Raw genomic sequence first — 12,900 nt, forward strand, 5'->3', positions numbered from 1 at the left:
TCAGCCCGCCGGCAGCGCATGGTTGTCGCGCGTAGCTGGCTGACTTGCCGCCGCCCGGAATTATGCGGGCCTTCCCGACTGAATTTGAGGAAAGTTACCCGTCAGGTAATCGCCGGGATGATCAGGGCTTGAGATCATCGGGCTCAAGGACCCCGGACAAGGCCGTTCTCATGCATCAGATCGTCTCCAATCCCGTCGATACTTCGCGTCGCTGGCTCGTGCTCGCGACCGTCGTTGCGGCACAGTTCATGTTCGGGGTCGATGCCTTCATCGTCAATGTCGCGATCCCGACCATTGCGGCCGAGCTGCACGCGAGCGCGGCGCAGATCGAGGCGGTCATCGCGATATACCTGATCGCCTATGCCACCCTCGTCATCACCGGCGGAAGGCTCGGCGATATCTACGGCACGCGCAACGTGTTCATCGCAGGCGTCGCGGGCTTCACAATTACCTCGCTGTGGTGCGCGCTGGCGCAATCCGGTCCCGAACTGATCGCCGCGCGCTTGGCGCAGGGCGCGACCGCGGCATTGATGGTGCCGCAGGTGCTCGCCACCATTCACCTCTTGTTCGCGGACGCCTCGCGCGCCCGCGCCTTCGCAATGTACGGCATCGTGCTCGGGCTGGCCGGTGCCGCCGGCTTTCTGCTCGGCGGCGTTCTGGTGACGCTCGATCTCGCAGGCGTCGGCTGGCGCGCGGTGTTCTTCGTCAATGTACCCTTTGGCGCTGTCATCATGGCTGCGGCTTTCAGGATCATGCCGATGGCGCCGCGCCGGGCCGGGACGCGGCTCGATATATCAGGCGCCATCGTCCTGTTTCTCGGGCTGTTGTGCCTGATCGGCCCGCTGCTGTTCGGCCATGACCTGCACTGGTCGCTAGCGGTCTGGCTGGCGATGGCGGTGGGTCTTGCCATCATCGCCGCCTTCCTGCGGCTGGAGCGTGCGGTCGCCTGCCGCGGCGGCATGCCGCTGATCGATCTCTCGTTGCTGTCGGATGCCGCGTTCATGCGCGGATTGGCTGCGGTGTTCTCTTTCTTCTTCGCCAACCTGTCGTTCTATCTCGTTATGACAATTTACATGCAGAAGGGACTGCACATTCCGCCGCTGCAGGCTGGCCTCGTCTTCCTGCCGCTGGCGCTGACCTTCGTGATCGCCTCGCGGCATAGTGGAATACGGGCCAAACATCGCGGCACGCTGGTATTGATCGAGGGTTGTGCGGTGCAGATTGCGGGCCTTGCGGTCCTGGCGGCAGCGGTCGAATGGATCGAGGCGCCGTCCGCGATCGTACTTGCGCTGGTGCTGACGATTTTCGGTTATGGCCAGGGGCTCGTGATGGCACCGTTGTCGAGCGCCGTGCTCTCGACTGTGAAACCGGCAAGCGCCGGTGCGGGCTCCGGCATGTACGGCACGACCGCGCAAATCGCCAACGCGGCCGGCGTGGCCGCAATCGGCGCGGCCTTCTTCGCGATCGAAGCCGCCCAGTCGGCGCGGCCGGCGCTGCTCGTCGCGTGCGCGCTGTTTGCGTTGTCGATCATCGTCTGCGCCGCATTCCTGACATGGATGCGTCGGATCACAGGATGACAAATTAACGTCAACTGCCAAAATTTGATTGTGGGGAATGACAGTGCACGGCCTTTCTATTTTGCAGTGCAACAACTATCTGTTCTGGGTAGCGTGATTTAAGAACAATCGCCCCAGGAGCCTGTCGTTGTCTCTCGCCAAGAACGTCGAATTCTTGCGCCATTTCCCGAAGCTGAACGGGTTCAATGGCCTGGGAATCTATGGCCGAAGCACGTTGCCCGGGGCCGGCAGTCCGCTCGTCGAAATCAGCGGATTCGGCACCAATCCAGGCGCGCTCAAAATGTTCGCGTTCGTGCCGGAGCAATTGCTGCCCGCACGCGCCCTTGTCGTCGTGCTGCATGGCTGCGGCCAGACCGCGGCCGGTTACGATTTCGGCACCGGCTGGTCGACGCTCGCCAAACGCTACGGGTTTGCGTTGCTCATGCCCGAGCAGCAGGCGTCGAACAACGCCAACACCTGCTTCAACTGGTTCAATCCGGGCGACATCGCGCGCGGCCGCGGCGAGGCCGCTTCGATCCGTCAGATGGTTGCGCGGATGGTCGCCGATCACAAACTCGATTCGCGCCGCATCTTCATCACGGGGCTTTCCGCCGGCGGCGCGATGACCTCGGTGATGTTGGCGACCTATCCGGACGTGTTTGCGGGTGGTGCCATCATCGCCGGTCTGCCCTACGGTATCGCCAGCAATGTCCGCGAAGCGCTCGGCGGCATGATGCAGTCGACATCACGCCCCGCCGGCAAGCTGGGCGATCTCGTGCGCAAGGCCTCCAAGCACAGGGGGCCATGGCCGAAAGTATCGGTATGGCACGGCAGCGCCGACCGCACCGTCAACCCGGGCAACGCCAATGAGATCGTCAAGCAGTGGCTCGACGTCCACGGCCTGCCGGCGGCGCCGATGTCGATGGGAGACGTCGACGGCCATCCGCGCGAGGTCTGGTGGAACGAAGACGGCGAGACCGTCGTGGAGTCCTATACCATCACCGATATGGCCCACGGTACGCCGCTGGGGCTTGCCGGCAATGACGAGCGCTACGGCGCGGAAGGCGCGTTCCTGATCGAGGCGGGAATTTCCTCGTCGTATCACATCGCAAATTTTTTCGGCCTGACCGAGCGCGTCAGTCCGGCCAGCGAAGCGGCCAGGCCAGCGCAGGCGCCAAAGATCGTTCGGTCGGCTGCCACGGAATCCCTGCAGTCGTCCGATATCGCCGCAAGACTCTGGTCGAGGACCCACAAGCCGGTTCGCGAACACAAGCCGGCGCCGCGCGAACCGAAGCGCCGCGGCATCGATGTCGGCAGCGTCATCACCCGCGCGCTGACGGCCGCAGGCTTGATGAAGTAGCCGGACACCACAGCGTCAGCCGGACAATTTCAGCTCACATCGCGTCGGTAAGGAACGGATTGGTCAGCCGCTCCTGACCGAGGCTGGAGCCGGCGCCATGGCCGCAGATGAAGCCGACGTCGTCGCCGAGCGGCAATAGCTTTTCCCTGATCGAATTGATCAGCGTGGCGTGGCTGCCGCCGGGCAGGTCGGTGCGCCCGACCGATCCGTTGAACAGCACGTCGCCGACATGGGCGAAGCGCAATTCCTTGTTGAAGAACACGACGCTGCCGGGTGAGTGGCCGGGGCAGTGCAGGATGTCGAAGGTGAGTTCGCCGATCGAGACCTGATCGCCTTCGTCGAGCCAGCGGTCGGGCCCGAAATTGCGCACCCCGGTGATGCCGAAGCGCTCGCCGCTCGAGACGACGTTGTCGAGCAGGAATTTATCGGCGATATGCGGACCCTCGATCTTGACCTGCAGCGCGTCACGCAAATCGGCGGCGCCGCCGACATGATCGATATGGCCGTGCGTCAGCCATATCTTCTCGACCGTGACGCCGGTCTGCTTGATCGCCTCCAGAATTTTGGGAACGTCACCGCCGGGATCGATCACCACGGCCTTCTTGGAAGGCTCGTGCCAGATGATGGTGCAGTTCTGCTCGAACAGCGTCACCGGCACGATCATCGCGCCGGCCTTCGCCTGGTTCTCGGCCTGGGTATCGGTTCTGTTTTCCATCTGGGGAACATATTCATCCCCGGAAGGTCGTCAACACGGGGTTTGCGATCATTTTGTATCCGGCGTGCGATCCACACGGCTCCGTGATAGCGTTGCGCGTCGTGTGACGGGTTGGAGTGCGACGTCTTGTATCGCCTTCGCCGGCCAGTTTCGGATTTCATCGGGGTTCGGCAGTTGGGATTTCCATGAGCCAGGATTCTGCATCGAATAAGGCTTCGACATCGTCGCTGGTCGGGCCTCGCACCACGGCTCGCGCCTTCTTTGTCAGCGATCGCCTGAACACGTCGGGCCTTGAGCGCGGCGATGTCCTTGCCACCACACCGCTTGCGTTTCGCGTCAACGAGAATGGTGTCGCGATTCTCTTCCGCTATGGCGTGGTGGTCCTGATCGGACTGAACGCGCTGGAAGAAGAGGAATTCCTTCGCGGCCTTGACAAGCGCATGACCGGCAAGTTTGCGCGGCGTGACGAGGAAATCGCAATCGTCGAGCTGGCCCCGGAAAGGGAGGACCAGATTCCACCGGGCGGGCCGATCTGTCTGCAAAGCCTTTCGCCCGAGCGGCTGATCCTGATCGGCGAGGCGCTGGCGAAGAGCGTCGTTCTGGCTCGGCATGAACGCGAGGTTGCCAGCGTATTTGACACGACCGAACCGTTCGCGCGGGAACTGGCGCTGAGCGGGCGTATGCGCGGCAGCCGTCGCTCGATCCTGAAAAATATCGGCAGCGCGCTACTGGTGCGGCATCGGGTGTCGGGGCCGGTCGAGGTGGCAGAGAAACCCGACGTGCTCTGGGACAAGCCGCATTTGGAGCGGCTGTATGCCCGGCTGGAGGACGAGTACGAGCTCAATGAGCGTGCGGAATCGCTGAACCACAAGCTCGCCGTGATTGCCGAGAGCGCGCAGGTGTTGACCGATATCATCGACACGCGTCGCTCGCTTCGGCTCGAAGTGATCATCGTGCTCCTGATCCTGTTCGAGGTTCTGGTGACGATCTATCAACTCGCCATGGGTCGGCACCCCTGAGCTTTGTCGTCCCGGCCAAGCGAGCCAACGGGTCGCGCGAACGCGCGCCCGATGACAGGCTCCGCGAGCGCCGAGCCGGGGCCGGGGAACAAATTTGCGGCCGACTCGGCGAGGGACCACCTGTTGGACGGCCCGGAATCGGCTATGGTTCGAGCATCATGGAGTCACCCGCCCGCCACATCAGCCTCGTGCCTCCGCCCGACCGTCGTCAGTCGGAGACGGCGCTGGCGATCGCGCGCGGCACACCGCGGTTGCTGCGGTCGCTGGGCTTTTCGTGCGTCAGCGAATTGCCGCTACCGTCGGGCCGGCGTGCCGACCTGGTGGCGCTGAACGAGAAGGGCGAGATCTGGATCATCGAGATCAAGTCATCCGTGGAGGATCTGCGCGCCGACCAGAAATGGCAGGATTACCGGATGCATTGCGACCGGCTGTTCTTCGCCTTCACGCAGGATTTGCCGTGCGAGATCTTCCCGCAAGACACCGGCCTGATCATCGCCGACGCCTATGGCGCCTATCTGCATTGCGAGGCGCCCGAGCATCGCCTGCCGGCCGCAACGCGCAAATCGATGACGGTGAGGTTCGCGATGGCCGCCGCGCAGCGCATCAACCGGCTGATCGATCCGCAGGGTCACGGCGAGTTTTAGACCGCGAAGCGGGTTCGCCGGCGCATCCGCAATTCGAGAGCGCGTCTGCCAAATGCAGCCAACGAGACGGGCGGGCCGGTACAGAGCCCGCCGCGCTAGCGGCGCTCTGCCCCGAATTCATAATCGATGATGTCAGCTTTTGAGCGCACAGCGGACTCGGATCGGAGATTGCGCGAGGTTCGAAATGGGCCACTTCCGGACATCGCCGGACTCAACGTCACGCCACATCTCGACTGATCGATCTTCGCTCTCGCCTGTGCGGCGCGACATGGCTATTCGCTAGCAGGCAGGAACACAAAATTTGCGATCAAGGTTATACAGACGCGCTCTTCTCATCGTGCGTAGCCCTACGATAGGGAGCGGACCAGGAGTGAGCCATGGCCAAAGCGTTTAAGGTTGGCGATCACGTGAGCTGGAATTCGGAAGCCGGACGTGTGCGCGGAAAAATCATCAAAGTGCACAAACGAGCAGTCAACTATAAAGGCCACATCCACCGTGCTACACGGGAGGATCCGCAGTATGAAATCAAGAGCGACAAGACCGATCACATCGCCTTGCACAAGGCCGGGGTGTTGAGGCGCCTCGGCTGATGGCCCGACCGTGAATTCGAAAGCACTGCGGCCGGCGTGACGTCGTGTACTAAGTCCGCTTGCGCACGCCAGTGGAAACGGTCTCGTGTGCACGCACCGGGGTGCAGGTCGTGACTACGAGCGCAAACCTGCTGCACTGCCAGTCAGCGCCGAGCGCGGCGCTGGTGGGTGATGTCAGGTTGACCGACAGTAATGCCACTACGCAGGCAAACACCATCCACGCCGCGATCAGCACCGCTCCCTTGTGGGTCCTTGGGTGGGAAATCATGGCCTTGGCTCCTGTACGATGGCCGGAAGAATAAGGGGCAGGCTCCACAGTCCTTGGTGATCTAACTCACATCCTGGTCCACATTTTTCGCTAATGGCCCCACGGCGTGCGCGATTGCTGGCACTGGATCAGCGCCGCAGCCGGATTCGCGCACCGGGGCAAACAGCATCTTTATTCGATCACCTCGCCGGCACGCGGCGAGCAGCGTGGGCGGAATGTCAACGCCGAGCGCCTTGGCTGTCCTGAGATCGACGACCAGCTCAAACTTGGTTGGCTGCTCGACGGGCAGGTCGGCGGGCTTCGCGTGCGGCTGCCTGGGTTTGATCTTGATCAAGTTCAGCATCGTCGCCGCCACGATCATCACCAACACGCCACCAACGCTGAGCGTGATCTGCAGCGCAAGTCCGTCCGAGATGTCGAGCAGCGCCAGGTGGCTGGCGAACGTCAAGAGAACGCCGACGCAATAGATTGGCAGCGAGTTCTGGCCACAGAGGATCGCGCCGCGCATCACCGGTGTCATCAACCCTCGCCACTTGCGGGGCACGAGCCATGCCGCCAAAACCGCAAGGGCCAAAAAATGCAGCAGTCGCAATGGATCGAGATTCGATTTGTCCATCGGGAAAAGCACCGTCAGCAGCGCCTGCGGGACCAGCACTTCCAGCGGTTTGATGCGCCAGCTCAACGCGATGATGAGGCTGAACACCAGATAGAGAACGGCAGCCACAAGCGCGGCGCGCGAGGTCCCCCACGGCCGGGCTCTCTCGCCTTCGATCATCCACCACGCGCCAAGCACGATCAGCAGCTGCCAGGCCAGCGGATTGAAGGCCCAGTGGCCGTTTGGCCAGGCCGGGACGGTCCAGCCAAAGACATGCACCAGCGCATAAAGCGCCAGCGAGGCGCCAAGCGTCACGTTCGGCGCTCGCAGCAGCAGCCACAGCAGCGGCGCAAACAAGAGGTGAAGAAGCACGAAGACCGGCAACACGTCGGTGTTGACGGGACGGTATTGCAGGACCGCCGCGCGCGCGAGCGTTGCGCCCGGATGGTCCAGCAAGATGCGCGTATTGCTCTCGTCAGCAAGGCGGCCCGTGCCTGCGAGGTGAACCAGGATGGCGCAGGCGAGCGTGAGCAGCAGAAATGCGACATAAATGTCCCAGCTTCGCCGCAGCGTTCGGCTGATCACTCCGGTCCAGCCCTCGCAGCGCCATGCTTTGCCGTAGGCCAGCGCGCAGGTTACGCCCGAGACGAACATGAACACTTCCGCGGCATCGCTGAAGCCGTAGTTCCGCAGCGTCAGCCAGCTCCCGATGTTGTTGGGGACATGGTCAAGAAAGATGCACCAGAGCGCGATGCCCCGGCAGGCATCTATTCGCAGGTCACGACCCTGGCCTTTCAGCTCCGGCAGCGCGCCTACCAATGGCTTCGGGGTGGCGGTTCGATCATCCATCTGGTTGCCCCATCCGGCGTGCGAGCGCGCTTCAAGAGGGACCGAATTTGATAAAAAACATCGCCGCCGCACTGCCGGATCGTGACAACGCCGCAGTCTAGAGCTGCTTCACGCCGAACTCGGCCACGAAAAGCTATTGCGATAACGACCATATGCGCTTGGTAGAATCTCCTAGCGCGTGAGGCTATCCGTTGACGATTATCGTTCAGCGGCACGGCGCGCGTAAATCAGCCGGAGGTCCACACAGACAGGTTCCTAGGTCCTATGATTAAGGTACCGTAGAGATCTCGGCATCAATTGATGGACGGATTCGGGAGCCAGTCTTCCGCCAGCCTCTTCCTCGCCAAAGACCCGAAGGTGGGTATATGATATTCTTTTCAATTGGATCTCCGTGCAATGGGATGACGGAGAGCTTTTATGAAAGTTCTTATTGTCGACGATCATGCATTGATTCGCGAGGCGTTGCGCGGTGTCCTGAAACAACTGAAGCGAGACGCCGTCATATTTGAAGCTTCGAACAGCCGTCAGGCAATGCACATAGTCGAGGAACATCCCGACATCAGCCTCATTTTGCTTGATATCAATTTGCCTGATCGAGATGGCTTCTCTGTCCTCCGCGAACTGCGAGACCGCTATGCGACCATTGCTATCATCATTCTCTCATCCTCGGATGATCAAGATACAGTCAAGCGCGCTTTCAAACTTGGCGCTCTGGGTTTCATCCCGAAGACTACCGAACGTGAGGTCATGCTCAACGCCATTAAGTTAGTGTTCTCCGGTGGTATTTACATTCCCTCGGAGATTCTGGAGGAAACAACGTCTCCGCGGCTTACAAATAAGCTAGCAACGCACGACTCTCTTAAGGATCTCGGGTTGACTGATCGGCAGATTGAAGTGCTTGCGCTCCTGATGAAGGGAAAAAGCAACAAGGTCATTGCCAAGACCCTCAATATGGCGGTGCCGACAGTGAAGAACCACGTCACGGTCGTTCTCAAGGCACTCGGCGTAACAAGCCGCACCGAGGCAGTAATTAAAGTAGGAAAAATGGGCTGCGAATTGTCGCCGAAATCTGAGTCATAAAGCCGTCCCGGTGTCTCTCCTATCGTCATGATCCATAAAGAGCTCGCGCATAACAGCGCGGAGCCGCATTGGGTCGACAGGCTTGTGCAGCAAAATGTATCCTCTATCCTTAGCGTCACGTAATGGTTCAGGTGCCGTATCGCCGCTGATGAGAATAGCTGGAATTGATGAACCAAACGCCGCATTGATTTGTTCAATTGCTCGAATCCCGGTCTTGCCGCTCGCAAGATGATAGTCCGAGATTATAAGATCGGGGCGTTGTTCGCGCTCAGCAAGTCGGTAAAGTGCAGCTTCGTCGGACCCGGCGGTAAGGACGGAGTATCCCCATTTGCCAAGCAATCCGCCCGTTCCCTCCTGCACAATTGGAGCATCTGCAATAACAAGAATTACCTTGCCTTCGACAGCGAATGCTGCGGGTTGAGGTGGGTCGACCGGCTCGGTGGACGTGACGCATTGATCTGCCATCGGAACCAGGATCGCGAATCGCGAACCTCGGCCCACAGTCGAAGCTAACTCGATTTGATGGTTGAGAAGCAGGCGAAGCCTGTCGACAATGGCTAAGCCAAGCCCCAGGCCGCTGTACTGGTTCCGTCCGGGGGCAGGAACTTGGAAAAACTCGCCGAAGATATTCTGCTTCTGATCCTCAGGAATGCCGGGACCGCTATCCCATACTTCGATACGCAACATTTCACCGCGGCGACGACATCCAACAATGATCCCGCCCTGCAAGGTATAGCGCACAGCATTGGATACCAGATTGAGCAGTATGCGTTCGAGCAGCATGGCGTCGCTGCGCACCCAGGCGTCACTTCGCCTAACACGTAGACGCAGGCCTTTTTCTCGCGTTGCCTGATCAAACCTCGTCTCTAGCGTTTCCAACAGGCGCGCGATCGGGAACTCGGTAATTTTGGGGGTAAGCATCCCAGCATCGAGCCTGGAGATATCCAGAAGCGAATTGAACATATCGTCCATTTCTTTACGCGTTGCATCGACCCGCTCGATCGTCTTTGTTCTTTCCCGCGATTTGAGAGGCGTGCGCAACTGTGCAACGAACAGGCCTAGTGCATGTAAGGGTTGCCGCAAATCATGGCTTGCCATGGCAAGAAAGCGCGATTTTGCTGCATTGGCGAGTTCCAGCTCTTGCGTTCGCTCTGCGACCTTCCGTTCGAGTTCGATCTGCGCGCGGCGCAGACTTTCCTCCGCTTTCTTGCGCACCTCGACATCAGCACTCAGTAACAAGCTTGGAACGGTAATACTGATCAAGAACATCAACACCAGCAGGAATGAAGCGTTGAGATCCGCAGTCGTGAAGGGACCGCCGCCCATTAGCGTCCCCCAAATCGTGATGCCCGCAAGCACCAGCGCAACCGTTGCGGTGTCGCGTGGACCGCGGCGCAGCGCCGCCCACAACATTGGCAAGATCGCAAGAAAACCCAATGGATCTCGGCTTGGCGTTTGCTCGATCAGGGGACTGAAAGCAATGAGTCCAACAGTCGCTGCGGTCGCGAGGACGCCGACCGTCTCCAAAAATTCATTGCGGTTGAAAGCGTGATAGTGGCTTGATGCCCAAAGCACAATAACAGGGGCAATGACCAGCGCACCGGTCACATCTCCCAGCCACCATGTGACCCAGGCGTCCACGAAATTCGTCGGTTCGATGTACCCGGCGGTTGCAAGGCTGATCAGTCCAATGCTGGCGCTGATTGGTGTCGCGATCACGAAGCAAATCAGAGCAAACTTCGCGACAGAATTTGGCATCGAAAACGTATTACATCCGCCCGACCATCGATTGATCAGGTAAGCGCCAACAATCGCTTCAAGAGAGTTACCGGTCGCAATCGCAATTGCGGTGGCAACCGAGCCGGCGGTCGTCGCATTGGCGATCACCGCCGCCGTGAAAATTGCGGGCCAAGTCCGATATCCCCACAATAGCACCGCCCCCAGCGCGACACCCGTCGGTGGCCAAATTGGTGTTGCACTGGGATGAATAGAGGCGAGAGCAAGGCCGCCTTTTGCCAGGGCGAAATAGATCAGTCCAATTGCGACCAGACCGCCGGCATAGCTAATGCCTCGGCGGAACTTTATCTCCGGCGTTAGTGATCGTGGATCGGACATCGTTGACGCCTGGACTAGGCAGTTGGATCGTCTGCCTGACTGACCCACCCCGGCGGCCACCGCAATTGCCCTGCATAATCGCAATTCGGGTTCGTTGAGAAAACTACCCAGAGGTAGCAGAACGCGCAGCTGGCAGTAAGCCTTTGCCCCGCGAAGTCTGAAAAGGGGTCATTCTCGGACATCGCGGCTAGACCCTCGAGGTCCGCTCTTCCCTGACCAGCGGACATTTGTCGGGACGTCGATCACGGCCACCAAGTGCCAAGGGCGGAAGTCGATCAGCGTGTGCCCGGCATGTCACCCCCTAACGTTTGGCTCGGTCTTCCCAGTCGACCCACTCTACGTCATGGACTTCCAGGTAGCCGGAAACGGCTGCGCCGACGGTTGGGAAAAAGCAATTCTCGCCAAGCTGCGCCAACAGTCCGAATTTTTTCAGCTTGTCCTTTACGGGATCCTTGAGTTCGGCAAAACAAAGCTCGATACCCTGTGCGTGCAACGTCTCGTCCAACACGGCGAGCGTATCGCCGGCGGTGACGTCAACGCTGGTGACCGGCTCCGCCGCAACGACCAGCCAACGGACGGGCGTCGGGGATTTCGCAACCGCGTCCAGAGCGCGCTCCTTGAAAAATTCAGCATTGGCGAAGAACAGAGGCGCATCCCATCGGAACAGAACCAGCCCAGGGATCTGGCGTGCATCCGCATATCTCGTGATGTCGTGATAACCTTTGACGCCGTCGGCGCGCCCCAATACGGCGGAGTGCGGGCGCCAGGCGTCCCATAGAAATTCGGCAATGGCGATAGCGATTGCCAGACCTATTCCCGGAATCACTCCGAGCGCGACGACGCCGGCAAAGCAGACGATCGATAGCCAGAACTCCCACGGCTGAATGCGGAAGATCCGCTTGAGGTCGGTGACCTCAATCAAGCTGATCGCAGCGGCGATGACGACAGCGGCCAACGCAGCGTTAGGCAAATACTGAAGGAGGTTGGGCGCCACCAGCAGAAGGAAAGCGATGGCAAGCGCACCAACGACGCAGGTCAGTTGAGTGTGGGCGCCGGCGGCTTCCGCAACAGGCGTACGCGAACTGCTGCTGCTGATCGGAAAACCTTGAAAAAGACCGGTTGCCAGATTGGCGGCGCCGAGCGCCACCATCTCCTGGTTGGGATCAACGTGATCGCCCAATCGTGCGGCATAGGCGCGCGAAAGCACGCTGGTATCTGCAAAAGATACCATGGCGATCGCGCAACCGCCGATCAGCACCGGAACTAAATCGCCAGGACCGATCCAGGGAACGGCGAAACCCGGCAGACCCTGCGCAAGGGGACCCAGAACCGCCACGCTGTAACGCGTCGTAAGGTCCAGCGCAGCGACAGCGGCGGTTGCCCCGACGACTGCAATCAGAATGCCCGGCAGCCGCTTGTATTTCTGGAGCAGCAGGATAACCGCCAACGTGCCGAGCCCGATCCCGAAGGCCACCCAGTTGGTCTTTCCTTCAAGGACGGCACCGGCGATCGCCCACAAGCTCCGCAAAGATCCTTCGCTCTCGATCGAGAAGCCGAACAGCTTTGGCAGCTGGCTGATCAATGCGGTCAATGCAATTCCGTTCATGTAGCCGTAGCGTATCGGCTTGGAGAGCAGCTCGGTCACAAAGCCCAGGCGCGCGATGCCTGCCAGAATGAGTACCGCCCCGGAAACGATGGCCATCATGCCGGCCAAGGCTGCCGCACGGACCGGATCCCCGCCAGACAACGGAACGACAACGCTAAGGATGATAGCTACAAGCGCCGAGTCCGGTCCCAGCACGAGGATGCGGCTTGGGCCGAACAATGCGTAGGCAAAGAGCGGAATGATGGTTGCGTACAGACCGTAGATGCCGGGCAAGCCCGACGCCTCCGCGTAGGCAATGCCAACCGGGACCAGCATGGACGACAGCGCGAGCCCGGCGAGGATATCGTGCCTGAGCCACCCCGCTTCATATCGAAGGAGGGTGTCGAGACCTGGCAGCCAGCGCATCCAGTGCTTCATTGCCGGTCACTCCCAAGCCTAGCCGGGCGCGCTTGGGCTCGGCGCCGTTGCGACCGGTCTTCACGCATACCCTGCCGTGCGAGATT

The 12,900-nt window shown here is 60.5% G+C and carries 11 protein-coding genes; 6 read left to right on the forward strand and 5 right to left on the reverse strand.

Features of this window, described 5'->3' with window-relative positions; all coding sequences use genetic code 11:
• Positions 1-170: 170 nt before the first annotated feature.
• On the forward strand, positions 171-1,577 hold the full coding sequence (locus tag V1290_RS20100; protein ID WP_334366012.1) for an MFS transporter: 1,407 nt from the start codon (positions 171-173) through the stop codon (positions 1,575-1,577).
• 127 nt (positions 1,578-1,704) lie between these two features.
• Positions 1,705-2,916, forward strand: coding sequence for an extracellular catalytic domain type 1 short-chain-length polyhydroxyalkanoate depolymerase (locus V1290_RS20105; protein WP_334366013.1), 1,212 nt, complete (start codon positions 1,705-1,707; stop codon positions 2,914-2,916).
• Between the two features lie 34 nt (positions 2,917-2,950).
• On the opposite strand, the gene V1290_RS20110 is transcribed toward V1290_RS20105, so the two are convergent.
• Entirely contained in the window at positions 2,951-3,631 is a 681-nt protein-coding gene (locus V1290_RS20110; RefSeq protein ID WP_334366014.1) for an MBL fold metallo-hydrolase, read from the reverse strand.
• Between the two features lie 185 nt (positions 3,632-3,816).
• Between V1290_RS20110 and V1290_RS20115 the strand changes: the two genes are divergently transcribed.
• The 3 genes from V1290_RS20115 (at position 3,817) to V1290_RS20125 (ending at position 5,884) form a co-directional block, all read left to right on the forward strand.
• Positions 3,817-4,650: an RMD1 family protein gene (locus tag V1290_RS20115; protein ID WP_334366015.1), complete on the forward strand. Its 834-nt coding sequence runs from the start codon at positions 3,817-3,819 to the stop codon at positions 4,648-4,650.
• Between the two features lie 158 nt (positions 4,651-4,808).
• The gene (locus V1290_RS20120) at positions 4,809-5,294 is read left to right on the forward strand and encodes an MmcB family DNA repair protein (RefSeq protein WP_334366016.1); all 486 of its coding nucleotides are present in this window, start codon (positions 4,809-4,811) and stop codon (positions 5,292-5,294) included.
• A 377-nt stretch (positions 5,295-5,671) separates the two neighbouring features.
• On the forward strand, positions 5,672-5,884 hold the full coding sequence (locus V1290_RS20125; protein ID WP_334366017.1) for a DUF2945 domain-containing protein: 213 nt from the start codon (positions 5,672-5,674) through the stop codon (positions 5,882-5,884).
• Between the two features lie 49 nt (positions 5,885-5,933).
• Here the strand turns inward: V1290_RS20125 and V1290_RS20130 are convergent, their stop codons facing one another.
• A complete protein-coding gene (locus tag V1290_RS20130; protein ID WP_334366018.1) occupies positions 5,934-6,152 on the reverse strand; it encodes a hypothetical protein in 219 nt (72 codons plus the stop codon).
• A 61-nt stretch (positions 6,153-6,213) separates the two neighbouring features.
• On the reverse strand, positions 6,214-7,596 hold the full coding sequence (gene opgC / locus V1290_RS20135; RefSeq protein ID WP_334366019.1) for an OpgC domain-containing protein: 1,383 nt from the start codon (positions 7,594-7,596) through the stop codon (positions 6,214-6,216).
• A gap of 417 nt (positions 7,597-8,013) precedes the next feature.
• Here opgC and V1290_RS20140 point away from each other — a divergent pair, with 417 nt between their 5' ends.
• A complete protein-coding gene (locus V1290_RS20140; protein ID WP_334366020.1) occupies positions 8,014-8,676 on the forward strand; it encodes a response regulator transcription factor in 663 nt (220 codons plus the stop codon).
• Here the strand turns inward: V1290_RS20140 and V1290_RS20145 are convergent.
• The gene (locus V1290_RS20145) at positions 8,671-10,791 is read right to left on the reverse strand and encodes an MASE1 domain-containing protein (protein ID WP_334366021.1); all 2,121 of its coding nucleotides are present in this window, start codon (positions 10,789-10,791) and stop codon (positions 8,671-8,673) included. The genes V1290_RS20140 and V1290_RS20145 overlap by 6 nt on opposite strands.
• Before the next feature lie 301 nt (positions 10,792-11,092).
• On the reverse strand, positions 11,093-12,814 hold the full coding sequence (locus tag V1290_RS20150; protein ID WP_334366022.1) for a SulP family inorganic anion transporter: 1,722 nt from the start codon (positions 12,812-12,814) through the stop codon (positions 11,093-11,095).
• Positions 12,815-12,900 lie beyond the last annotated feature (86 nt).

Origin of the sequence: Bradyrhizobium sp. AZCC 1578 (assembly GCF_036924675.1) — a bacterium.
Classification (GTDB): domain Bacteria; phylum Pseudomonadota; class Alphaproteobacteria; order Rhizobiales; family Xanthobacteraceae; genus Bradyrhizobium.